The organism is Streptomyces sp. ActVer (assembly GCF_027270795.1).
GTDB classification, from domain to species: Bacteria; Actinomycetota; Actinomycetes; order Streptomycetales; family Streptomycetaceae; genus Streptomyces; species Streptomyces umbrinus_A.
In genome coordinates this window covers 1-22166 of record NZ_JAPWHT010000140.1, presented here as the reverse complement: position 1 = coordinate 22166, position 22166 = coordinate 1, and the positions used below count along the sequence as shown (strand labels likewise).

The following is a 22166-nucleotide window of genomic DNA, read 5'->3' as shown; positions in this document are numbered from 1 at the left end:
GCCGCGACACCGGCCGCGGCCTGCGCGGCGGCGGGGCCGCCACTGGTGGGAACACCCTGGCCCTGCTTGTTGCCCGGAACCTTCTTGCCGCCCTGGGCGACATCGACGGGCAGCATGACCAGCGCGGTCGTACCACCGGAGTCGGACGGGCGGAGCTGGATGCGGATGCCGTGACGCTGGGACAGCCGGCCGACCACGAACAGACCCATGCGTCGGGAGACCGACACGTCCACCGTGGGCGGCGAGGCGAGCCGCTCGTTGATCGCCGCGAGGTCCTCGGGCGAGAGGCCGATACCGGTGTCGTGGATCTCGATCAGCACGCGGCCGTCGGGCAGCGCGTGACCGGTGACCTTGACCTTGGTCTGCGGGGAGGAGAACGACGTGGCGTTCTCCAGCAGCTCGGCGAGCAGGTGCACGAGGTCGTTGACCACGCGGCCGGCGACCTCGGTGGTGGGCACGGCCGACAGCTCGATGCGCTCGTACTGCTCCACCTCGGAGGCGGCGGCGCGGAGCACGTCGACCAGCGGGACCGGGCGGGTCCAGCGGCGGCCGGGCTCTTCACCGGCGAGAACCAGAAGGTTTTCACCGTTACGGCGCATGCGGGTCGCGAGGTGGTCGAGCTTGAACAGCGAGGACAGCTGGTCCGGGTCGGCCTCGCGGGACTCCAGTTCGGAGATGAGCGAGAGCTGACGCTGGATGAGGCCCTGGGAGCGGCGCGAGAGGTTGGTGAACATCGCGTTGACGTTGCCTCGCAGGAGGGCCTGCTCGGCGGCGAGTCGTACGGCCTCGCGGTGCACGTCGTCGAAGGCCGCGGCCACCTGGCCGATCTCGTCCTTGGAGTGCACACCGACCGACTCGACGGACGTGTCGACGTCCTGCGGGTCGGACTCGGAGAGCTGCTTGACCAGCTCGGGCAGCCGGTCCTGGGCGACCTTCGTCGCGGTGTCCTGGAGGCGGCGCAGCGAGCGGATCATGGAGCGGGCCACCACGAAGGCGCCGACCAGCGAGACACCGAGCACCAGCAGGATCAGCGCACCGGAGATGATCGCTTCCCGCTCGGCCTCGTTGCGCAGCTCGCGGGCCTTCTGCTCCATCTCGTTGAGCAGCGTGAGCTCGATCTTGTTCATTTCCTGGATCTTGGAGGAGTCTGCGTCCACCCAGTCCAGGTACGAGCGCTTGTCGCGCAGCTGCAGACCGTTCTCACGCCCGAGCACACGCTCCGCGTAGGTGTCGGCCGCCTTGATGGTCGGGCTCGGCTCGTCGAGAGGCTTCGTCAGCGCGCGCGAGTTGCCCTCGTAGATGCTGGCGAAGCTGGTGAGCTCGGCCTTCTGGTTCTCGAAGGCCGAGAGGCCGTACTGCCGGTCGTTCTCGGAGAGATCGCCGTACGTGGCATCGGTGGCCGGCAGGGCCGCGGCGATGACCGCGCGCTGGATGGACGCGTACTCCTTGGCATTGGAGAAGGCCGCCAGGGCGCGGGTGCGCTGGATCATCTCCGGGTTGCTGGTCGCCTCGGCCATGTCCTGGGAGAGGCCGAGCAACCGCTCGATGAGGCGGTGGTACGACTCGACCGACTGGGAGGAGTTCGCCTCGTCCTGGAAGGCGTTGTTGCGAATGCTGCTCAGGGTGTTCAGCTGGGTGGCGATGGCCACCACGTTGTCCCGGACGCCGTTGAGGTTCTCGTTGTTGCCCGCGTCGTCGAGATCGTGGGTGCCCTCCATGAAGGCGGCACGCGCACGGTCGGTCTTGTCACGGACGCCCTTGACGGTGAAGTCGGACGCCTTCGTGCCGTTGGCGAGCGGACCGGCCGACTTGTCGCGCTCCTCCTGGAGCGCGACGGCGAGCTCGGTCGCCTGCTTCGTCATGTCGGTCAGCAGCTTCATGTTCTCGAGCTGCTGGATCTCGTCCATCGTGTCGCTGATGCGCAGGGCGCCCAGCGAGGTGGCGGCGACCACGGGCAGCGCGAGCAGCGACACCAGGCGCGTGGAGATGCGCCAGTTGCGCAGAGCTATTCGCGAGCCGGGGCCACTGGGGTTCCTCGCCGTGGGCGGTGCGGCGGGCGGTGCGCCGGGGCCACCGGTCACCGCGGTCGGACCGCCCTTGCCCTGAGCACCCTTGGGCGCACCCGGGCGCGAGGAGCGGTCACCTCCGTCGCCGGCCCCTGCCGGTCCTTGGTTCTGGGCGTGCTGGGGCGAGGAACCGGTGCCGGTCCCGCCGTGCGGCTCCGGCTCCGCCGAAGCGCTGCCATCCCTCTTGAAACGTCCCTGCACTAGCGTCGCAACCTCTGGACCAGGCGCCTCTCCGCGTGAACGGCGAGACGGTGTCGGCGTCTACGGGAGCGCCCTGAACGCGCCCCCATGTGTGGTCGTGAGTGACCGGCGCAGGCCCCCCTCCCCGCCGCCACTCGGCGCTGCGTTCGCGCCCCTTGCGCGCCGGTTCGATCCTGCGGCGGTTCCGTGGAATTCCAGCACAGTGCCGGATCTCCAACAAGGCCCATGGGTCATGCTGTGACCATCGTGACACCTAGTGAAGGAGGTGTTACGGCATGTGGAATGCGATTGTGTCGATAACGGACGCGGGTGCACGAGTCATGCGCGGACAAGCGCTGTCCCAGTCGCCATGATCAGGAGCGGAATAAGGGCTTCAGTGGGGCAATGTCCGTTTCGGTAGGGGGAGTCGAGGGTCCGAATTGACCGGATTGCCTGCCGGTGAGTGAGGAAACTCACACGACGATCACGCCGCCTTCACGCGTTCCACAGGGAATCGCATGTTTAGCCTGACGCTTTACAGGGATGGCAAATCCGACAACCCGCGCTCGCGCGGCGGTTCTTGAAGCCGCCCGGCGCCCGTACCGACAGGGTCCGAAACCGCAGATGAAGACGACGATGATGTTCCTCAACATAGCCAACCCGCGACGCACGACACTGGCGCACCTCGAGGACGCCGAAGAGCTGCGTACGCCGGAGCAGCAGGAGCACTCCGTCGAGCTCCCCGCGCAGACCGCCAACCCCCGCCGCACGATCCTGATGGACGCCCCGGTCACGGCCATGGCGGCGGAGTAACCCTCCCACGCCCCGCCCAACCGCAATTCCGCGAGGTCGCGCCCCTCTCCCGAGTTAGCCTGGAGCCTCAGACTCCAGCCAGCTCAGTGAGGGGCGCAGGCATCTCGTGCGCATCGCCAGGTTCTCCATCGACGGCAACGTCGCGTTCGGCGCGGTCGAGGGCGAGAGCCCTCCTGGGTCGACCGACGGGCTCGTGCTCGACATCATCAAGGGCCATCCGTTCACGGACTTCGAGCTCTCCGGCACGAAGGTCCCGCTGAACAAGGTCCGGCTCCTGCCGCCCATGCTCCCCAACAAGGTCGTGGCCTTCGGCCGCAACTACGCGGAGCACGCCAGGGAGATGGGCAACGAGGTGCCCGACGCCCCGTTCGCCTTCTTCAAGCCGTCCACCTCGGTGATCGGCCCCGGCGACGAGATCGCGTACCCCTCCTTCTCGGACGAGGTGCACCACGAGGCCGAGCTGGCCGTCGTCATCGGCCGGATGTGCCGCGAGGTCCCGCGCGAGCGTGTCAAGGACGTCATCCTCGGCTACACCTGCGCCAACGACGTCACCGCACGGGACGTCCAGAAGCGCGAGAAGCAGTGGGCCAGGGCCAAGGGCTTCGACTCCTCCTGCCCGCTCGGCCCCTGGGTGGAGACGGACCTCGACCCGTCCGACCTGACCATCATGTGCACGGTCAACGGCCAGCAGCGCCAGCTGGGCCGCACCAGCGAGATGATCCACTCCGTCGAGGACCTGATCGTCAACATCACCGAGGCCATGACGCTGCTCCCCGGCGACGTGATCCTCACGGGCACCCCCGCGGGGGTCGGCCCCCTCACTGTCGGCGACGAGGTCGCCGTCACCATCGAAGGCATCGGCACTCTCACCAACAAGGTTGTCAAGCGTGGCTAGCGCACCCGGCTCTCCCGTACGCGTCCGTTTCTGCCCTTCGCCCACCGGTAACCCCCACGTGGGCCTGGTCCGCACCGCCCTGTTCAACTGGGCGTTCGCCCGGCACAACGAAGGCAGCGGAGCTCAATTCGTATTCCGCATCGAGGACACCGACGCGGCCCGCGACTCCGAGGAGTCGTACGGTCAGCTGCTCGACTCGATGCGCTGGCTGGGCTTCGACTGGGACGAGGGCCCCGAGGTCGGCGGCCCGCACGAGCCGTACCGCCAGTCGCAGCGGATGGACATCTACCGCGATGTGGCCGCCAAGCTCCTGGAAGCGGGCCACGCCTACCACTGCTACTGCTCCACGGAGGAGCTGGACGCCCGCCGCGAGGCCGCCCGCGCCGCCGGCAAGCCGTCCGGCTACGACGGCCACTGCCGCGAGCTGACCGCCGAGCAGAAGGAAGCGTACGAGGCGGAGGGCCGCACCCCGATCGTCCGCTTCCGTATGCCGGACGAGACGATCACCTTCACGGACGTGGTCCGCGGCGAGCTGACCTTCACCCCGGAGAACGTGCCGGACTACGGGATCGTACGAGCCAACGGAGCCCCGCTCTACACGCTCGTGAACCCCGTCGACGACGCCCTGATGGAGATCACCCACGTCCTGCGCGGCGAGGACCTGCTCTCCTCCACCCCGCGCCAGATCGCCCTCTACAAGGCGCTGACCGAGCTGGGCATCGCGAAGCAGATCCCCGCCTTCGGCCACCTGCCGTACGTGATGGGCGAGGGCAACAAGAAGCTCTCCAAGCGTGACCCGCAGGCGTCGCTGAACCTCTACCGGGAGCGCGGCTTCCTCCCGGAGGGCCTGCTCAACTACCTCTCCCTGCTCGGCTGGTCGCTCTCCGCCGACCAGGACATCTTCACGATGGACGAGATGGTCGCGGCCTTCGACGTGACGGACGTGAACCCGAACCCGGCCCGCTTCGACCTCAAGAAGGCCGAGGCGATCAACGCCGACCACATCCGCCTCCTGGATGTGAAGGACTTCGCCGAGCGCTGCGCCCCCTGGCTGAGGGCCCCCTTCGCGCCCTGGGCGCCGGAGGACTTCGACCAGGCCGCGTGGGACGCGATCGCCCCGCACGCCCAGACCCGCCTCAAGGTCCTCTCCGAGATCACGGACAACGTCGACTTCCTGTTCCTGGCGGAGCCGGCCTTCGACGAGGCGTCCTGGACGAAGGCCATGAAGGAGGGCAGCGACGCGCTGCTCCGCACGGCCCGCGAGAAGCTGGACGCCGCCGACTGGTCTTCGGCCGAGTCCCTGAAGGAGGCCGTCCTGGCCGCCGGCGAGGCCCACGGACTCAAGCTCGGCAAGGCCCAGGCCCCGGTCCGCGTCGCCGTCACCGGCCGCACGATCGGCCTGCCGCTCTTCGAGTCCCTGGAGATCCTGGGCAAGGAGAAGACGCTGGCCCGTATCGACGCGGCGCTGGCGAAGCTGACCGCCTAGGCACACAGTCACACAGCCCACACACAGAGGGGCGGCGTCCGGTTCGGACGCCGCCCCTCTCGCGTACACGGAGTCGACACCCGGAGTTCACCCCTCCGGCCAACTCCCGCTCTCCCGACGGACATTGGATGTTTCGGGCGCACATGATGCGCGTGTTCACCATGTTTCAGGGGAGGGGAACGTGACCCGTTCACGAGGACGTTCACGAAGACTTGTGGGATTCGCTCTTGGCGGGGCGATGGCGTTGTCGGGGGCCGTACTGACCGTGCCGGCCGAGGCCGCGCCGAACGCCGACACCCCGGTCGCCACCACGCAGTTGAACCACATCAACCCCGTCGAGGTCCGGTACCGGTGGGTGGGGACCTCCGGATTCCAGTACGAGCTGGGCAACCAGGCCAACCCGCAGTGGGCCGACTTCTCTGGCGTCACACCGCCGGCGCACGCGGGCCCCGAAGACCTGGCCACCGGCACCGACGTCCAGACCACCGGGAACACCGGCACCGTCACCCAGAAGCACCGCTCCACCGGCGCGACCGCCACCGTCACGATTCCGGCTGACCACAGATTCAGGGCCGCGTCCGGCTGGAGCGTGCTCACCCAGGACGCCGCGGACGCCCTGCATGTCCTGCGGGCCGGCCCCGACGGCACGACCACCGACCTCCCGGTCACCGGACTGCCGCCCGGCGCCCAGCCCACCAACACCTATGTGACCGGCGGCTCGGTCCGCCGCCTCGCCGTCGTCTACGCCGTGGACGGCATCTCCTCGGTGGGCCTCGTCGACCTCGCGGACGGCACCTTCCGTACGTACGTCACGGACATCGGCACCGGCCGGTCGATCACCTTCAACGACAGCTGGCTCGTGGCGAACGGCAAGGCGATCCGGGTGGACTCGGCGCCCGGCACCGAACCCGCCGCGGTCAGTTTCCCGGCCAGGCCGCTCGCGGTCGTGGGCGACCAACTCCTCAGCGGCGACCCGGACTTCGTCTCCTCGCCCGACGACGAGGTGCTCACCGCCACGTCGCTTGTCACAGGCGCTAGGCGCACGGTCCTGGCCGACGCGGACGGCTCCTTCCGCGCCACCCCGGACGGCGGCCTGCTCGCCACGGCCGGCCCCTCCGGCAGCGACTTCCACGTGTACCGCGTCCTGTCCACCGGCGAAGGGAACGTCTCGGCCCAGCCGGTCTTCACCGTGCCGCCGACCCGGGCCACGGTCGACGGCCTGATGATCGCGGGCGGCGAACTCCTGATGTTCGGCAATGCCACCGTCAACGCCGGCTGGGACGCCGCGTACGCCGTGCCGCTGGACTCCTCGGGCAGGCCCACCGGAACCCAGGTCCGCCGCAGCCCGTACGCCGGCTCCTCGCCGTGCCTCGGCGGCGACGCCGCCTGCCCCCAGCTGGAGGCCCTCGGCGACGGCCGCTTCGCCCACCTGTACACCGGCACGGACGGCAAGGAGTCCGTGCACGTCGCCGGACTCGGCACCGACACCTACAGCGCCGAACCCACCGGCTCCTCCGGCGGCCGCATCGGCACGGGCACCGGCCGCTACGTCCTCTACAACGGCGGAACCCCCGCCACCCAGAAGATCGCCGACTTCCCCCGCGGAGCCGACGGCGAGACCGCGCTCGACCGCCCCCGCGGCGCCGCCGCGATCTGGGGCCAGCGCCTGTGGACCCCCGGCACCACCCAGGGCAGCGTCGTCGCGTACGACCTCAAGGCCGAGCGGAACGTCGCCACCGTGAACACCGGCGCCCCCTGCACCCCCAGCGAGATCCAGGCCGTCAACACCTGGCTCTACTGGTCCTGCGGCAGCGCCGGACCCGCCGGCGTCCACGACCGGGCCACGGGCCGGAACATCACGGTCCCGGCCGGCCCGTCGCGGCTCGCCGACGGCTACCTCGTCCGGGAGAACCGCACCACCCACGAGTTGCTGCTCACGGACTTCCACACCGGTACGGCGACCACCCGGACCGCGGCCGTGCTGCCCACCGCGGACCAGAACACCGGCGGCAACACCGGCCGCTGGGCCGTCGACCGCTTCGGCGGCAACGTCGCGTACCTCACCGCCCAGGGACAGGTGGCGATCGTCACCGCGGGCGTCCCCACCTCGCCGCTCGCGCAGATGGAGGCCCAGACCGACGCCGCCGCGGGCCCCACGACCCAGGACCCCTGGCAGCCCGTCTGGCAGTTGAGCAAGCCCTCGACGTGGACCCTGACCCTGACCAACGCGAGCGGCAACGTCGTGCGCAACCTCACCGGTGATTCCAAAGCCGCCGCCGTCCGCGCCTCCTGGGACGGCCGCTGGGGCGACGGCAACCGGGTCGCGGGAACGTACACCTGGCGCCTGACCGCCAAGGCCCGCGACGGCCAGGGCCCCGACCTGATCACGACGGGCACGACAACCGTCAGTTGAGGAACGCGCCCTACGCCTCGGACCCGCCCCCGGGTACCGTCGAACCATGACGATCAGAGCTGTGGTCTGGGACGTAGACGACACGATCTTCGACTACACCACGGCCGACCGGGCCGGCATGCGCGGGCATCTCACGGCCGAGGGCCTGCTCGACGGGTACGCGTCCGTCGAGCAGGCCCTCGACCACTGGCGCGACCTCACCGACCAGCAGTGGGCGAGGTACGCGGCGGGGGAGGTGGACTGGGAGGAGGGCCGCCGGGACCGGGTCCGGGCCTTTCTGGGCAAGCCCCTCACCGACCCGGAGGCGGAGGACTGGTTCCTCCGGTATCTCGGGCACTACGAGTCGGCGTGGGCGCTGTTCCCCGACGTCCTGCCCGTCCTCGACACCCTGGCGGGCAGCCACCGTCACGCCGTGCTGTCCAACTCCAGCATCCGGGTCCAGGACCACAAGCTGCGCGTTCTCGGCGTACGGGACCGGTTCGAGTCCGTGCTGTGCGCGGCCGAGCTGGGTGTCTCCAAGCCGGCGGCGGAGGCGTTCCACGCGGCCTGCGAGACCCTGGAGCTGCCGCCGCGCGAGGTCGCGTACGTCGGGGACCACCCGGAGATCGACGGACAGGGCGCGGCCGACGCCGGAATGTTCTCGGTCTGGATCGACCGCGGGGGCGTGAGAGCCGTCACGGCCCCGGACCCCGACGCCGCACCGGGCGGGGCGCCGGATCAGCTCACCGGCCTGCGCCGGATCGCCTCGCTGGCCGAACTCCCGGCGATCCTCCGGCCCGATACCCGTTTTGGAGCGCCGTCCACCTTCAGGTAATGTTCTTCCTGCGCCGCCGGAGAGCGGGCCGAAAGGCCGGAAACCGGAGGCGCACGCTAAAGCAGGATCCCTGCGGGGGTTTGTGTTTCAGTGGCCTATGGTGTAATTGGCAGCACGACGGTTTCTGGTTCCGTTAGTCTAGGTTCGAGTCCTGGTAGGCCAGCTCGCAGAGCTCATCTGCAACCGCGGAGATCAACTCCGCAAAGCCCCCGTTGTGTAGCGGCCTAGCACGCTGCCCTCTCAAGGCAGTAGCGCCGGTTCGAATCCGGTCGGGGGTACAGATCCTTCCCAGGGAGACAGTCCGGGTCGCACCCACTGATTCTCATGCAGGATCGCTAGGGCCCCCGTTGTGTAGCGGCCTAGCACGCCGCCCTCTCAAGGCGGTAGCGCCGGTTCGAATCCGGTCGGGGGTACGAACTGGTATGAACCACATTGGTCTATGGTGTAATTGGCAACACTACGGTTTCTGGTACCGTCATTCTAGGTTCGAGTCCTGGTAGACCAGCTCGGATCTGCGGAAACGCAAGATCCTGGCCCCCGTTGTGTAGCGGCCTAGCACGCCGCCCTCTCAAGGCGGTAGCGCCGGTTCGAATCCGGTCGGGGGTACGTCATTGAAGAAGCCCTCCCCATCAGGGGAGGGCTTCTTCGTGTTGGGCGTCTTGTCGACGTCAACTCCGGTCGGTCGCTGCGGCGTTGAAGCGACCGGCGGGAGGAAGTCGGATCGGGCGTCGGTCTGCGATGCACGTCAGCCGGTGCGGCGCAGGGCCTCCGAGAGGCGGGTGGCCGCGTCGATGATCGCCTGGGCGTGCATCCGGCCGGGGTGACGCGTGAGGCGCTCGATCGGTCCGGAGACCGAGACGGCGGCGACCACGCGGTTCGACGGACCGCGCACGGGGGCCGAGACGGACGCGACGCCCGGCTCGCGCTCGCCGATCGACTGGGCCCAGCCCCGGCGTCGTACCCCCGACAGGGCCGTCGCCGTGAAGCGGGCGCCCTGGAGGCCGCGGTGCAGACGCTCCGGCTCCTCCCAGGCCATCAGGATCTGGGCCGAGGAGCCCGCCTTCATGGTGAGCGTGGAGCCGACCGGGACCGTGTCCCTGAGGCCCGACAGACGCTCGGCCGCGGCGACGCAGATGCGCATGTCGCCCTGGCGGCGGTAGAGCTGCGCGCTCTCGCCCGTGATGTCGCGGAGGTGGGTGAGCACCGGGCCCGCCGTCGCAAGGAGGCGGTCCTCGCCCGCGGCCGCGGCCAGCTCGGCGAGGCGGGGGCCGAGAATGAAGCGGCCCTGCATGTCGCGCGCCACCATCCGGTGGTGTTCAAGTGCCACGGCGAGGCGATGTGCCGTGGGTCGTGCCAGCCCGGTTGCCGCGACCAGCCCTGCGAGGGTGGCCGGACCGGACTCCAGGGCGCTCAGGACAAGGGCTGCCTTGTCCAGAACGCCGACGCCGCTACTGTTGTCCATGAAACGATACTCGCGTCTCACTCTGTGAAACGCAAGTTCAATTTTCCGTGGAACGCGCCACCCTGGTAGATACAGCGGCCCGCGGACCAACGGGCCCGGCGGAGGGCGCCCGGCACGAGGGGTACGGGCGCGCCGCACCGGAAATCTCTAGTTGGGCCGGCGCCACACAGGCCGGCCGGAGGGAAAGCGATGGGTAGGACACTCGCGGAGAAGGTCTGGGACGACCACGTCGTCCGGCGCGCGGAGGGCGAGCCCGACCTTCTCTTCATCGATCTGCACCTGCTGCACGAGGTGACCAGCCCCCAGGCCTTCGACGGTCTCCGTCAGGCGGGGCGCCCCGTGCGCCGTCTCGACCTCACCATCGCGACCGAGGATCACAACACCCCGACCCTCGACATCGACAAGCCCATCGCGGACCCGGTCTCCCGCGTCCAGCTGGAGACGCTGCGCAAGAACGCCGCCGAGTTCGGCGTGCGCCTGCACTCGCTGGGCGACGTCGAGCAGGGCGTCGTGCACGTCGTGGGCCCGCAGCTGGGCCTGACCCAGCCCGGCACCACGGTCGTGTGCGGTGACTCCCACACCTCCACGCACGGCGCCTTCGGCGCGCTCGCGTTCGGCATCGGCACCTCCCAGGTCGAGCACGTGCTGGCCACCCAGACGCTGCCGCTGGCCCGCCCCAAGACCATGGCCATCACGGTCGACGGCGAGCTGCCCGAGGACGTCACGGCCAAGGACCTGATCCTGGCGATCATCACCAAGATCGGTACGGGCGGCGGCCAGGGCTACATCCTGGAGTACCGCGGCTCCGCCATCGAGAAACTCTCGATGGAGGCCCGCATGACCATCTGCAACATGTCGATCGAGGCCGGCGCCCGCGCGGGCATGATCGCCCCGGACGAGACCACCTTCGCGTACATCAAGGGCCGCGCCCACGCCCCCGAGGGCGAGGACTGGGACGCCGCCGTCGCGTACTGGAAGACCCTGAAGACGGACGAGGACGCGGAATTCGACGCCGAGGTCGTCATCGACGGCGCCTCCCTCGCGCCGTTCGTCACCTGGGGCACCAACCCCGGCCAGGGAGCGCCGCTTTCGGCGTCCGTCCCCGACCCTGCTTCGTACGAGGACGCTTCGGAGCGCCACGCCGCCGAAAAGGCCCTGGAATACATGGGGTTGGAGGCCGGACAGCCGCTGCGCGACATCAAGGTCGACACCGTCTTCGTAGGTTCGTGCACCAACGGCCGTATCGAGGACCTGCGCGCGGCCGCCTCGATCGTCGAGGGCCGCAAAGTCGCCGACGGCGTACGGATGCTGGTGGTCCCCGGCTCCGCGCGCGTCGGTCTGCAGGCCGTTTCCGAGGGCTTGGACCTGGTCTTCAAGGAGGCCGGCGCCGAATGGCGGCACGCGGGCTGCTCGATGTGTCTGGGCATGAACCCCGACCAGCTGGCCCCCGGTGAGCGCTCCGCGTCCACCTCCAACCGCAACTTCGAGGGCAGGCAGGGCAAGGGCGGCCGTACGCACCTGGTCTCGCCGCAGGTCGCCGCCGCCACCGCCGTGCTGGGCCATCTGGCCTCTCCCGCCGACCTGAACGACCAGTCGTCTGCCGCCCGCACGCCCGCTGGAGTCTGAGAGTCATGGAAGCATTCACCACGCACACCGGCCGGGCCGTCCCGCTGCGCCGCAGCAACGTGGACACCGACCAGATCATCCCTGCTCACTGGCTCAAGAAGGTGACCAGGGACGGTTTTGAGGACGGGCTCTTCGAGGCCTGGCGCAAGGACTCCTCCTTCGTCCTCAACCAGCCCGAGCGCACGGGCGCCACGGTCCTGATCGCCGGACCCGACTTCGGTACGGGCTCCTCGCGCGAGCACGCCGTCTGGGCGCTGCAGAACTACGGCTTCAAGGCCGTCATCTCGTCCCGCTTCGCGGACATCTTCCGTGGCAACTCGCTCAAGAACGGCCTGCTCACAGTGGTTCTGGAGCAGAAGATCGTGGACGCGCTGCAGGAGCTCACCGAGAAGGACCCGAAGGCCGAGGTCACGGTCGACCTGGAGGCCCGTGAGGTGCGTGCCGAGGGCATCACGGCCGCCTTCGAGCTCGACGAGAACGCCCGCTGGCGGCTGCTGAACGGGCTGGACGACATCTCCATCACCCTGCAGAACGAGGCGGACATCTCCGCGTACGAGTCCAAGCGGCCCTCCCACAAGCCGCGGACCGTTCAGGTGTGATCGCCTTCGGGGCTCCGAACCCCTTCGGATCCGATCGGAGTCGCACTCCACAAGGCTGATTCCAGCCAGCGCAACAGGCCTCTGTACCCCCAATCGTGGACGGTTGGGGGTACATCTGTGTCTGCCTCCGGAAGGGGTGTTCAGGACTTTGCGATTGGCCTCAACTGCCCTTGTTTCAAGGGGCTTTGATGGGGTAGCCGAGTCTCGGCAGAGCCTTGTGGGGAGGTGCGCAGGAGGCCCTCGGGAGGCGGTAGTTACCCCCTGCGCAGGCGACAACTCGCCCCAGATGGCACAATCTGTGCATGGAACACGACGGCCAACTCGAGCTCTATGCGGCAGTCGCGTCCCAACTCAAGGAAGCGCACACAAGGGTGCGCGCACTGCAAGTCCCGGAGGGCGTACGGATGGCGCTGACCCGGAAGCTGCTGGTCATTACGGCCGTGGCCAAGCACGATCTCGCCGATGCGACAAGGCGGCTGGAGCGGTTCACGACGGACCTCGACGAGGGCCGAATCCCCGAAGAGGAACGCTGAGGAACTTCGCAACAGCCCCAGTTCGTTGCGGCACAAGGGTGATTAGCCCGTTTCGTGTTTGATTTGCGGTATATATCTGCCTAACGTGCGAAAAAGCTTGAACACTTTCGTTCTGGCAATGTCTCCGAAGGGGAAGACGTGAACAAGGCGCAGCTCGTAGAAGCGATTGCCGACAAGGTCGGCGGGCGTCAGCAGGCCGCGGAAGCGGTCGACGCCGTACTGGACGCCATCGTGCGTGCAGTTGTCAGCGGGGACCGGGTGTCGGTCACCGGCTTCGGTTCCTTCGAGAAGGTGGACCGTCCGGCCCGTTACGCCCGCAACCCGCAGACCGGGGAGCGCGTTCGGGTCAAGAAGACCTCGGTGCCGCGCTTCCGTGCGGGCCAGGGCTTCAAGGACCTGGTGAGCGGCTCGAAGAAGCTGCCGCGCGGTGGCGAGGTCGCGGTCAAGAAGGCCCCGAAGGGCAGCCTGTCCGGCGGCGCTTCCGCGACGGTCAAGAAGGCCGCCGCGAAGAAGGCCACCGCGAAGAAGACCACCGCCAAGAGGACCGTCGCGAAGAAGACGACGGCCAAGAAGACCACGGCGACGGCCAAGAAGACGACCGCCAAGAAGACCTCGGCGGCCGCCAAGAAGACCACGGCCAAGAAGACCACCGCCAAGAAGGCGGCGGCGAAGAAGGCCCCGGCGAAGAAGGCGGCGGCAAAGAAGGCGCCGGCCAAGAAGTCCGCGGCCCGCAAGACCACCGCCAAGAAGGCCACCGCCCGCAGGTAGACAGGGGCGCTGGGATACTCACGCGCCGGGCCGGGCTCCCTCTGGGGAGCCCGGCCCGCGGCGTGTTCAGAACGTTTGCAGCGTGATGAGTGTGATGTGCCGGGACTTGTCCTCGCCGTCCCCGCCCTCGACCTCGATCCGCACGCGTTGACCCGGGCGGAGCAGTCGGAGGCCGCCCCTGTCGAACGCCGGGGCGTCGAAGGGGACGGGGGTGCCGTCGTCCAGCAGTACCTGGCCCGTGCGGGTTTCTGGGTCGTATGTGTACGCGGTCGCCTGCATGGGGGAAGGGTATGCGGTTTGCTCACGGGAGGAGCCGCCGGCCGACACGGCCCCGCTCCTGAAAGGCCGGTTACGCCGCTTTGAGGCGCTCCACCGCCGCAGCCGTGCGCGGGCCCACTCCCAGTGTCAATGCCGCTCGGAGGTCCGCGCCCGTGTCCACGTCCTGGCGTACGGAGGGTACGTCGGGCAGGCGGAGTTCCGCGGCGCCCGAGGCGCGGTGGCGGGAGCGGGAATCGGGGCCGAATGCGGGGAGCAATTCGCGGTTCGGGGACGCGGCCAGGAGAGTGGTGCCGATTCCGGCGGCGTCCGGGAGGAAAGCGCGGGGGAATTCGGCGGCCGCGTCGAGGACCCGGGCCAATTCAAGAGGGCGCAGGGCGGGCAGATCGGCGTTCAGAGCCGCCAGCGGACTTCGCGGGCTTCTGGTGCGTACGACCGAGGCGGCGTGCGCCAGAGCGGCGTTGAGGCCGCCCCCGGGCTCGTCCGGGACGATGCGGGCGCCCAGGGCGGCCAGCTCGCGTCCGGCCAGCACATCACCCGTGACTACGGCCACATCCACGACCGCCGGGCAGGCCAGTGCCGCGGCCACCGTGTCCTGCGCGAACGCCAGGGCGAGCCCCGGGCGCAGGCCGTCGGCCGCGGTGTCCGCGAGCCTGCTCTTCGCCCGCGACAGGGCTTTCAGGGGTATGACCAAGGTCCACTGCACGCGCGCTCCGTCCCTCCCTCGTCGCGCCCATTGTGACCCGGGCACCCTGGCGGGCCGGTGCTCGGGGCGTACGGTGTTCTCGACAGACAGGCGGCCCGGAGCGACACTTGTGCGGCCCCCCAGGCACAGGAGGAAGGTGTACGCGTGTTCCGCCGCAGAATCGGCTTCTGGTACCGCTTCGCAGCGGTTCTCTGCAAACCGCCGCTGATGGTTCTGATCAAGCGGGACTGGCGCGGAATGGAGAACATTCCTGCCGAGGGCGGATTTATCACCACGGTGAACCATAATTCCCACGTGGATCCGTTCGCGTACGGGCACTTTCAGTACAACACGGGCCGGGTTCCGCGTTTCCTCGCCAAGAGCAGTCTTTTCAAGAAGGGCTTCGTCGGGGCGGCCATGCGCGGGACCGGGCAGATCCCGGTGTACCGCGAGAGCACCGACGCACTCAGCGCCTATCGCGCCGCGATCGACGCCGTGGAGCGCGGGGAGTGCGTCGCGTTCTATCCCGAGGCCACCCTGACCCGCGACCCCGACCTGTGGCCGATGACCGGCAAGACGGGTGCCGCGCGGGTCGCGCTGCAGACCAGGTGCCCGGTGATTCCGGTGGCCCAGTGGGGCGCCAACCACCTGCTGGCCCCGTACGCCAAGAAGCCCGACCTCTGGCCGCGCAAGACGCATCAGGTGCTCGCGGGCCCGCCCGTGGACCTCTCGCGCTTCTACGACAAGGAGATGACCCCCGACCTCCTGAAGGAGGCGACCGAGGTCATCATGGCCGCGATCACCGCGCAGCTGGAGTTGATCCGCGGCGAGAAGGCGCCCGCGACGCCGTACGACCCGCGCCAGGTGCGCATCGAGCAGCGGCGCAGGACGCGGGGCAAGGAAGAGACGCGCGGGCAGGAAGAGCAGGAAACCGCTGTGCAGGAGAAGACGGCGCGGGGGAACACCGCGCCGGAGAAGGCCGTGCGGGAAATGACCGAGGTTGAGCACGAAAAGGGGCACGGCAAGTGACGACATCCGGCAAGCCCGTCAAGGCGGCCGTCTTCGGGACCGGATCGTGGGGCACGGCCTTCGGCATGGTGCTCGCCGACGCCGGGTGCGACGTGACGCTGTGGGGACGGCGGGCCGAGCTCGCCGAAGCGGTCAACTCCGCCCACACGAACCCCGACTACCTGCCGGGCATCGAGCTCCCGGAGAACCTGCGGGCCACCACGGACGCCGCCGAGGCCGCGCACGACGCCGACTTCACGGTGCTCGCCGTGCCCTCCCAGACGCTGCGCGGGAACCTCGCGGACTGGGCGCCGCTGCTCGCCCCCGGCACGGTCCTCGTCTCCCTCATGAAGGGCGTCGAACTCGGCTCCGCCATGCGGATGAGCGAGGTGATCGAGGACGTGTCGAAGGTCGGCGCCGACCGGATCGCCGTGGTCACCGGGCCCAACCTCGCCCGTGAGATCGCCGCCCGCATGCCGGCCGCCGCGGTGGTCGCGTGCAGCGACGAGGCGGTGGCCCAGCGACTCCAGGCCGCCTGCCACACGCCGTACTTCCGCCCCTACACCAACACCGACGTGGTCGGCTGCGAACTGGGCGGCGCCGTCAAGAACGTCATCGGTCTCGCCGTCGGCATCGCGGACGGCATGGGACTCGGCGACAACGCCAAGGGGTCCCTGATCACACGGGGGTTGGCGGAGACGACCCGGCTCGGCCTCGCCATGGGCGCCGACCCGCTGACGTTCTCCGGGCTCGCGGGCCTGGGCGACCTCGTGGCGACCTGCTCCTCGCCGCTCTCGCGCAACCACACCTTCGGCACCAACCTCGGCAAGGGCATGACCCTCCAGGAGACCATCGCGGTCACCAAGCAGACCGCCGAGGGCGTCAAGTCCTGTGAATCCGTACTGGACTTGGCGCGCCGGCACGGCGTCGACATGCCCATCACGGAGACCGTCGTCGACATCGTCCACGACGGCAAGCCCCCGGTCGTCGCCCTCAAGGAAATGATGTCGCGCAGCGCCAAGCCCGAACGACGCTGAGCGACCGCCCCCTTTTTTTTTAGCGCTCGGTTCGCCTCCGGGGCGCCAAAGCCTGTGTCGAGAGGGCGACCGTGCTCGACCCTCCTTCGTCGGGCCTCCGCGCTCCCCCACTCTCGGCTTCGCTCGAGCGGGGGGACCCCCATCCCCGACACAGGCGCGCCCCTTCGGCTCACTCGCGGCCGACGCACGCTGACTCAGGGCCTTACCAACGGGTACTCTCAACGCGATATGAGCACTGAGAACCTTCCCCAGAGCCCTGAGCAGCAGCCGCCTCGCAAGCCGCGCGTGGCCGTCGTCTTCGGCGGGCGCAGCTCCGAACACGGGATCTCCATGGTCACCGCCGGAGCCGTACTGCGGGCCATCGACCGGACCAAGTACGACGTCCTGCCGATCGGAATCACCCGGGAAGGCCGCTGGGTGCTCACCGCGGACGAACCGGAGCGCATGGCGATCACCGAGCGTCGTACGCCCGACGTCGAGGAACTCGCCGAGTCGAGCGAGGGCGGCGTGATCCTGCCCGTCGACCCCGCCAACCGCGAAGTCGTTTACAGCGAGCCCGGATCGGTCCCCAAGGCGCTCGGCGAGGTCGACGTCGTCTTCCCGATGCTGCACGGCCCGTACGGCGAGGACGGCACTCTCCAGGGCCTCCTGGAGCTCTCCGGTGTCCCGTACGTCGGCTCGGGCGTGCTCGCCTCGGCCGTCGGCCAGGACAAGGAGTACATGAAGCGGGTGTTCATCTCCTTCGGGCTGCCGGTCGGCCCGTACGTGGTGGTCCGGCCCCGCGAGTGGGAGCTCGACGAGTCGACGGCCCGCAAGAAGATCATCGACTTCGCGGGGGAGCACGGCTGGCCGCTCTTCGTGAAGCCCGCGCGCGCGGGGTCCTCGATCGGCATCACCAAGGTCGACGACCTGTCCGGCCTCGACGAGGCGATCGCGGCGGCCCGGCAGCACGATCCGAAGTTCCTCGTGGAGGCGCTGCTGCGCGGCCGCGAGATCGAGTGCGGGGTCCTGGAGTTCGAGGACGGCCCGCGGGCCTCCGTACCGGCCGAGATCCCGCCGGTGCAGTCGCACGACTACTACGACTTCGAGGCGAAGTACATCGACTCGACGCCCGGTCTCGTGCCCGCCCCGCTGACCCCCGAGCAGACCGCGGAGGTGAGGCGCCTGGCCGTCGAGGCCTTCGACGCCGCCTCCTGCGAGGGCCTGGTCCGCGCGGACTTCTTCCTCACCGAGGACGGCACCTTCGTCATCAACGAGATCAACACCATGCCCGGCTTCACGCCCATCTCCATGTACCCCCAGATGTGGGAGGCGACGGGAGTGCCCTACCCGGAACTGGTCGACCGCCTGATCCAGGCGGCACTGCGCAGGTCCACTGGCTTGCGCTAGACCGCGCTCCCTCTTGTCTGAGGGTGCGGGGGCATCTTTTTCCGAGGGTGCAGGGGGCCTTTAGGGGCGCGGGGCTCTGACATGTGCGGCTCCGCCGCGGGGGCGCGACCAGCCACGGCGCACCCGCAGCCGACGAACAACCGAGGCCGTCTCAGTCAGCAATCCCCTTGGGGATCGCCTTCTTGACGGCCCCGGCCAGGTCGACAAGCACAGAGGCGGTGTCCCGCCCCTCCGGCACGGTCACCTCGACATACGCCAGACGCTGGGCGGAGGTGAAGCGGGTCGACCCGTCGTCCCGCTTCTCCATCAGCCAGCCCACCCCGTTCACCTCACCGCCGACCGCGTCGGGGTCACCACCCTCGGCGACCTTGGGGTCGACCATCTTGGGCGGCCGCTGTACACCACAGCGCAGTATGATCGCCGGGCTTCCCCAGCCCGCGGTCAGCGCGGACCGGGGCTCGGGATCCTCCCGGTCGAGTCCGTCCACCTTCGCCGGCAGCGACTTGTCCAGGTTCTGACACAGCTCGGTGGCCTTCGTGCCCGGACTGGGAACCGCGGTCCGGGTGTTGTCGTCTGCTGAGGAGCAGCCTGTGGCCGCGATCAGCAGAACGAGGGCGGGCAGCCCGGGATAAGAGAGGCGCCGGTGACGGAAGAAGTCCACCGGCCAAGGGTAGACGGGGGCTACAGGTGCACGACCGGGCAGGTCAGCGTACGCGTGATGCCGTCCACTTGCTGGACCTTCGCGACCACCATGCGGCCGAGATCGTCCACTGTGTCGGCTTGGGCCCGCACGATCACGTCGTACGGTCCTGTCACATCCTCGGCCTGGATCACCCCTTGTATCTTGCTGATCATTTCGGCGACGGTCGACGCTTTGCCGACCTCCGTCTGGATCAGGATGTACGCCTGTACCACGGAACCTCCAGGGCGGCCACGAGGATCATGTGGGGAAAAGGAACGCCACGGTATCGCGTCGCCGCGCGCCGCGGGGAGACCCGCGGGGGCAGGGGCCCCCGCGAAGGGGTGCACGGACCGCACAGGTTGACGGTCGAATCGACCGTACCCAGGTCGGAGGCGGCCCGCGACCGGACGGACGCAGCAACAAAAGGAGACGTACAACGATGAAGGGCACCGTGGGCGAGTTGGGGGAGTTCGGGCTCATCAAGGAGCTCACCTCACGGCTCACCACCACTCCGGCGGTACGCGTCGGGCCGGGCGACGACGCCGCCGTGGTGGCCGCCCCCGACCGCAGGGTCGTGGCGAGCACCGACATCCTCCTGGAGGGTCGGCACTTCCGTCGCGACTGGTCCACGGCGTACGACGTCGGTCGCAAGGCGGCCGCGCAGAACCTCGCGGACATCGCCGCGATGGGCGCCGTGCCGACCGCTCTGCTGCTCGGCCTGGTCGTCCCGGCCGAACTTCCGGCCACCTGGCCGTCCGAGCTGATGGACGGCATCCGCGACGAGTGCCAGGTCGCCGGCGCGGCCGTGGTCGGCGGCGATGTCGTACGCGGCGACACGATCACCGTGGCGATCACCGCGCTCGGCGATCTGCGCAACCACGAGCCGGTCACGCGCGCGGGCGCCCAGCCCGGTGACGTGGTGGCCGTGACGGGCTGGCTGGGCTGGTCCGCGGCCGGGCACGCCGTGCTCTCCCGCGGCTTCCGCTCGCCGCGCGCCTTCGTCGAGGCCCACCGGCGTCCGGAACCGCCGTACCACGCGGGCCCCGCGGCCGCCGGGCCCGGTGCGACCTCGATGACGGACGTCAGCGACGGGCTGATCGCCGACCTCGGGCACATCGCCGAGGCCAGCAAGGTACGCATCGACGTCCGCTCCGGCGCCGTCGACATCCCCTCGCAGATGAACGACATCGGTCAGGCCGTCGGCGTCGACCCGCTCCAGTGGGTGCTCACCGGGGGCGAGGACCACGCGATCGTGGCGACCTTCCCGCCGGACGTGAAACTGCCCGCCCGCTGGAAGGTGATCGGCGAGGTCCTCAACCCGTCGGCGCTGCCGCAGGTCACGGTCGACGGGGCGCCGTGGACCAGCAAGGGCGGCTGGGACCACTTCGCGGACATCGAGTCATGAGTGCCTCGTCCCGTGCGAGTGCCCCGCCCAGGGTCCTGACGGTCGCGGGTTCCGACTCCGGTGGGGGCGCCGGGATCCAGGCCGATCTGAAGACGATGCTCGCGCTCGGCGTGCACGGCATGAGCGTGCTCACCGCCGTCACCGCGCAGAACTCCCTCGGCGTACAAGGCGCTTGGGAACTGCCGGTGGAGGCGGTGCGCGCGCAGTACCGCAGCGTGGTTGACGACATCGGCGTCGACGCGGTGAAGACCGGCATGCTCTCCTCGGCCGAACTCGTCGAGACCGTCGCCGAGTTGATCGGCGGCACGGCCGTGCCCTCCGTCGTCGACCCGGTCGGCGTCTCCAAGCACGGCGACTCGGTGCTCGCCGAGTCCGCGCTGGATTCCGTACGCACGAAACTGCTGCCCGTCGCGACGGTGGCGACGCCGAACCTCGACGAGGTGGCCCAGCTGACCGGCCTGCGGGTCGAGTCGGAGGACGGGATGCGGCGCGCGGCGGCTGCCGTGCTGTCGTACGGGCCGACGTGGGTGCTGATCAAGGGCGGCCACCTCAGTGGCGACACGGGGAGGGCGGGCGCGGACCAGGCCGTCGACTTCCTCACGGACGGCTCGCAGGAGCACTGGCTGCGGGCTCCCCGGTTCGACAACCGGCACACGCACGGGACGGGGTGCACGCTCGCGAGCGCCATCGCTTCGGGGCTCGCGAAGGGTCAGTCGGTGCCGGAGGCGGTCGCGGCGGCGAAGGAGTACGTCACCGGGGCGATCGCGGCCGGCTTCGCGCTCGGCGCCGGGATCGGGCCGGTGGATCATGGGTGGCGGTTCGGGACGGGCGGCGCGTAAACGCTTGCGCAATCGTTTACGTCGTTGCTTACGTTGCTTACGTTGCTTACGTTGCTTACGTTGCTTACGTTGCCTACGTCGTTATGCGCACAGGCGACGCGGTCCTGCGCCTGCCTGCGGGCACAGCAAAAAGCCGGTCCACCGTGAAGTGGACCGGCTTTGAGCAGCGAACCAGCAGTGGCCGCGCGCTAGCAGAGCGTCAGCGCGAGACCTTGCCGGCCTTGATGCACGAGGTGCAAGCGTTCACGCGCTTCGGCGTCCCGCCCACCACGGTACGAACGCGCTGGATGTTCGGGTTCCAGCGACGGGGCGTACGGCGGTGAGAGTGCGAGATGTTGTTGCCGAAGCCCGGCCCCTTGCCGCAGACGTCGCAGTTGGCAGCCACGGGTCACTCCAAAGACTTCAGATGCTCTTACGGATGATCCCGGCATGCCGGGATCAAGATCTAGGATCTGAGTGGCGGTGCCAGGAGGAAGGCCCGATCGGATCGGGCAACCGGAGCAGCATACAACGACTGCGTCCGTACAACGAAACTACCATGGCTGGCCCGGGGACCTGGCCCGGCCCTCTTCCGGTGGAGACCTGACCGGGGTCTACGCTGCGTCGGACGTTCGGCTGCTCAAGGAGGCGCAGGTGCCGCAGGTGCCGCAGAGACTGGACGCGTCCGCGGTGCGTGCATGGTGCGGCCTCGCGCTGCGGGCACTCGGCCGCGCGCGCGAGGAGATCGACGCGATCAACGTGTATCCCGTGGCGGACGGGGACACCGGCACCAATCTGTACCTGACCGTGGAGTCGGCGGCCGCGGCGGTCGAGGCCGTCTTCGCGGGTCATGCCGCACTTGCGGGCGGCAAAGAAGCCCCCGATGGCCAGGAAGCCCTCGACGGCCGGGAAGCCCTCGACGGGCACGAAGCCGTCGCCGGGCAGGCGGTCTCCCTCGGCCGGGCGCCCGAGGGGCCCGCCCTCGCCGACGCGGTGCACGCGATGGCACACGGCGCGCTCATAGGGGCCCGGGGGAACTCCGGGACGATCCTCGCGCAGCTCCTGAGGGGCATGGCCCAGGTGCTCGCCGCCGACAGTGACGCGACACACACCGATGAGCAGGGCCTGCGGCTCGCCCTCCGGCGCGCGGCCGATGCGGCCCGGCAGGCCGTCGTGCACCCGGTCGAGGGCACGGTCCTCACGGTCGCCTC

The 22166-nt window shown here is 69.5% G+C and carries 22 protein-coding genes and 5 tRNA genes; 20 read left to right on the top strand and 7 right to left on the bottom strand.

The annotated features are described in order from the left end of the window. Positions 1 to 2267: nitrate- and nitrite sensing domain-containing protein (locus O3Q52_RS23245; RefSeq protein ID WP_269650700.1), on the bottom strand; the 2267-nt coding region annotated here is incomplete at its 3' end. 603 nt (positions 2268 to 2870) lie between these two features. Between O3Q52_RS23245 and O3Q52_RS23240 the strand changes: the two genes are divergently transcribed. The 10 genes from O3Q52_RS23240 to O3Q52_RS23195 all read left to right on the top strand — a co-directional run bounded on the left by O3Q52_RS23240 (position 2871) and on the right by O3Q52_RS23195 (position 9273). Next, positions 2871 to 3059, top strand: coding sequence for a hypothetical protein (locus tag O3Q52_RS23240; RefSeq protein ID WP_269650699.1), 189 nt, complete (start codon positions 2871 to 2873; stop codon positions 3057 to 3059). 106 nt (positions 3060 to 3165) lie between these two features. After that, the gene (locus O3Q52_RS23235; RefSeq protein ID WP_269650698.1) at positions 3166 to 3954 is read left to right on the top strand and encodes a fumarylacetoacetate hydrolase family protein; all 789 of its coding nucleotides are present in this window, start codon (positions 3166 to 3168) and stop codon (positions 3952 to 3954) included. Then, the gene (gltX, locus tag O3Q52_RS23230) at positions 3947 to 5440 is read left to right on the top strand and encodes a glutamate--tRNA ligase (RefSeq protein ID WP_269650697.1); all 1494 of its coding nucleotides are present in this window, start codon (positions 3947 to 3949) and stop codon (positions 5438 to 5440) included. The genes O3Q52_RS23235 and gltX overlap by 8 nt, the downstream gene beginning before the upstream one ends. A gap of 214 nt (positions 5441 to 5654) precedes the next feature. Continuing rightward, positions 5655 to 7853 (top strand): FlgD immunoglobulin-like domain containing protein, encoded by a 2199-nt coding sequence (locus O3Q52_RS23225; RefSeq protein WP_269650696.1) that lies wholly within the window; start codon positions 5655 to 5657, stop codon positions 7851 to 7853. A 46-nt stretch (positions 7854 to 7899) separates the two neighbouring features. Next, positions 7900 to 8667, top strand: a complete 768-nt coding sequence (locus tag O3Q52_RS23220) for an HAD family hydrolase (protein WP_269650695.1) — start codon at positions 7900 to 7902, stop codon at positions 8665 to 8667. Positions 8668 to 8758: 91 nt separating this feature from the next. Further along, positions 8759 to 8830 (top strand) — tRNA-Gln (locus tag O3Q52_RS23215). 42 nt (positions 8831 to 8872) lie between these two features. After that, positions 8873 to 8945: transfer RNA gene (locus O3Q52_RS23210), tRNA-Glu, on the top strand. Positions 8946 to 9007: 62 nt separating this feature from the next. Next, positions 9008 to 9080 (top strand) — tRNA-Glu (locus O3Q52_RS23205). Between the two features lie 20 nt (positions 9081 to 9100). Beyond that, positions 9101 to 9172: transfer RNA gene (locus tag O3Q52_RS23200), tRNA-Gln, on the top strand. 28 nt (positions 9173 to 9200) lie between these two features. Continuing rightward, positions 9201 to 9273, top strand: a tRNA-Glu gene (locus tag O3Q52_RS23195). Between the two features lie 139 nt (positions 9274 to 9412). Here the strand turns inward: O3Q52_RS23195 and ndgR are convergent. Then, a complete protein-coding gene (gene ndgR, locus O3Q52_RS23190) occupies positions 9413 to 10129 on the bottom strand; it encodes an IclR family transcriptional regulator NdgR (protein ID WP_189843598.1) in 717 nt (238 codons plus the stop codon). Positions 10130 to 10318: 189 nt separating this feature from the next. On the opposite strand from ndgR, the gene leuC reads away from it, so the two are divergent. The 4 genes from leuC to O3Q52_RS23170 all read left to right on the top strand — a co-directional run bounded on the left by leuC (position 10319) and on the right by O3Q52_RS23170 (position 13655). Then, positions 10319 to 11755, top strand: a complete 1437-nt coding sequence (gene leuC, locus O3Q52_RS23185) for a 3-isopropylmalate dehydratase large subunit (protein ID WP_269650694.1) — start codon at positions 10319 to 10321, stop codon at positions 11753 to 11755. 5 nt (positions 11756 to 11760) lie between these two features. Beyond that, positions 11761 to 12354, top strand: coding sequence for a 3-isopropylmalate dehydratase small subunit (gene leuD / locus O3Q52_RS23180; RefSeq protein ID WP_269650693.1), 594 nt, complete (start codon positions 11761 to 11763; stop codon positions 12352 to 12354). 302 nt (positions 12355 to 12656) lie between these two features. Further along, positions 12657 to 12887: a hypothetical protein gene (locus tag O3Q52_RS23175; RefSeq protein ID WP_055614012.1), complete on the top strand. Its 231-nt coding sequence runs from the start codon at positions 12657 to 12659 to the stop codon at positions 12885 to 12887. 138 nt (positions 12888 to 13025) lie between these two features. Next, positions 13026 to 13655: an HU family DNA-binding protein gene (locus O3Q52_RS23170; RefSeq protein ID WP_269650692.1), complete on the top strand. Its 630-nt coding sequence runs from the start codon at positions 13026 to 13028 to the stop codon at positions 13653 to 13655. 66 nt (positions 13656 to 13721) lie between these two features. Here O3Q52_RS23170 and O3Q52_RS23165 read toward each other — a convergent pair whose 3' ends face one another. Both O3Q52_RS23165 and cofC read right to left on the bottom strand, forming a co-directional pair. After that, the gene (locus O3Q52_RS23165) at positions 13722 to 13934 is read right to left on the bottom strand and encodes a hypothetical protein (protein WP_269650691.1); all 213 of its coding nucleotides are present in this window, start codon (positions 13932 to 13934) and stop codon (positions 13722 to 13724) included. Between the two features lie 70 nt (positions 13935 to 14004). After that, entirely contained in the window at positions 14005 to 14637 is a 633-nt protein-coding gene (gene cofC, locus O3Q52_RS23160) for a 2-phospho-L-lactate guanylyltransferase (protein WP_269650690.1), read from the bottom strand. Positions 14638 to 14781: 144 nt separating this feature from the next. Here cofC and O3Q52_RS23155 point away from each other — a divergent pair, with 144 nt between their 5' ends. From O3Q52_RS23155 to O3Q52_RS23145, 3 genes are all read left to right on the top strand, one after another. After that, positions 14782 to 15645 (top strand): 1-acyl-sn-glycerol-3-phosphate acyltransferase, encoded by an 864-nt coding sequence (locus tag O3Q52_RS23155; RefSeq protein WP_269650689.1) that lies wholly within the window; start codon positions 14782 to 14784, stop codon positions 15643 to 15645. Then, positions 15642 to 16661 carry an NAD(P)H-dependent glycerol-3-phosphate dehydrogenase gene (locus tag O3Q52_RS23150; RefSeq protein WP_269650688.1) on the top strand — a complete coding sequence of 340 codons (1020 nt, stop codon included), beginning with the start codon at positions 15642 to 15644 and terminating at the stop codon, positions 16659 to 16661. The genes O3Q52_RS23155 and O3Q52_RS23150 overlap by 4 nt, the downstream gene beginning before the upstream one ends. 228 nt (positions 16662 to 16889) lie before the next feature. Continuing rightward, on the top strand, positions 16890 to 18050 hold the full coding sequence (locus O3Q52_RS23145; protein ID WP_269650687.1) for a D-alanine--D-alanine ligase family protein: 1161 nt from the start codon (positions 16890 to 16892) through the stop codon (positions 18048 to 18050). Positions 18051 to 18201: 151 nt separating this feature from the next. On the opposite strand, the gene O3Q52_RS23140 is transcribed toward O3Q52_RS23145, so the two are convergent. Continuing rightward, positions 18202 to 18711 carry a DUF3515 domain-containing protein gene (locus tag O3Q52_RS23140; RefSeq protein ID WP_269650686.1) on the bottom strand — a complete coding sequence of 170 codons (510 nt, stop codon included), beginning with the start codon at positions 18709 to 18711 and terminating at the stop codon, positions 18202 to 18204. A 20-nt stretch (positions 18712 to 18731) separates the two neighbouring features. Next, on the bottom strand, positions 18732 to 18965 hold the full coding sequence (locus O3Q52_RS23135; protein ID WP_055614017.1) for an Lrp/AsnC ligand binding domain-containing protein: 234 nt from the start codon (positions 18963 to 18965) through the stop codon (positions 18732 to 18734). A 206-nt stretch (positions 18966 to 19171) separates the two neighbouring features. Between O3Q52_RS23135 and O3Q52_RS23130 the strand changes: the two genes are divergently transcribed. Both O3Q52_RS23130 and thiD read left to right on the top strand, forming a co-directional pair. Then, complete coding sequence (locus O3Q52_RS23130) at positions 19172 to 20137, top strand: thiamine-phosphate kinase (protein WP_269650685.1); 966 nt, start codon at positions 19172 to 19174, stop codon at positions 20135 to 20137. Further along, positions 20134 to 20976 (top strand): bifunctional hydroxymethylpyrimidine kinase/phosphomethylpyrimidine kinase, encoded by an 843-nt coding sequence (gene thiD, locus O3Q52_RS23125; protein WP_269650684.1) that lies wholly within the window; start codon positions 20134 to 20136, stop codon positions 20974 to 20976. The genes O3Q52_RS23130 and thiD overlap by 4 nt, the downstream gene beginning before the upstream one ends. Positions 20977 to 21175: 199 nt before the next feature. On the opposite strand, the gene rpmB is transcribed toward thiD, so the two are convergent. After that, positions 21176 to 21361 (bottom strand): 50S ribosomal protein L28, encoded by a 186-nt coding sequence (rpmB, locus tag O3Q52_RS23120; RefSeq protein WP_004924906.1) that lies wholly within the window; start codon positions 21359 to 21361, stop codon positions 21176 to 21178. Between the two features lie 248 nt (positions 21362 to 21609). Here rpmB and O3Q52_RS23115 point away from each other — a divergent pair. After that, the coding region (locus O3Q52_RS23115) for a DAK2 domain-containing protein (protein ID WP_269650683.1) at positions 21610 to 22166 on the top strand (557 nt) is incomplete at its 3' end.

Excerpts from the sequence above, each read along its gene's own strand:
- leuC (WP_269650694.1), top strand. The coding sequence starts at position 10,319 with ATGGGTAGGACACTCGCGGAGAAGGTCTGGGACGACCACGTCGTCCGG.
- O3Q52_RS23175 (WP_055614012.1), top strand. The coding sequence starts at position 12,657 with ATGGAACACGACGGCCAACTCGAGCTCTATGCGGCAGTCGCGTCCCAA.
- O3Q52_RS23220 (WP_269650695.1), top strand. The coding sequence starts at position 7,900 with ATGACGATCAGAGCTGTGGTCTGGGACGTAGACGACACGATCTTCGAC.
- O3Q52_RS23240 (WP_269650699.1), top strand. The coding sequence starts at position 2,871 with ATGAAGACGACGATGATGTTCCTCAACATAGCCAACCCGCGACGCACG.
- leuD (WP_269650693.1), top strand. The coding sequence starts at position 11,761 with ATGGAAGCATTCACCACGCACACCGGCCGGGCCGTCCCGCTGCGCCGC.
- O3Q52_RS23145 (WP_269650687.1), top strand. The coding sequence starts at position 16,890 with ATGAGCACTGAGAACCTTCCCCAGAGCCCTGAGCAGCAGCCGCCTCGC.
- O3Q52_RS23130 (WP_269650685.1), top strand. The coding sequence starts at position 19,172 with ATGAAGGGCACCGTGGGCGAGTTGGGGGAGTTCGGGCTCATCAAGGAG.
- O3Q52_RS23165 (WP_269650691.1), bottom strand. The coding sequence starts at position 13,934 with ATGCAGGCGACCGCGTACACATACGACCCAGAAACCCGCACGGGCCAG.
- thiD (WP_269650684.1), top strand. The coding sequence starts at position 20,134 with ATGAGTGCCTCGTCCCGTGCGAGTGCCCCGCCCAGGGTCCTGACGGTC.
- ndgR (WP_189843598.1), bottom strand. The coding sequence starts at position 10,129 with ATGGACAACAGTAGCGGCGTCGGCGTTCTGGACAAGGCAGCCCTTGTC.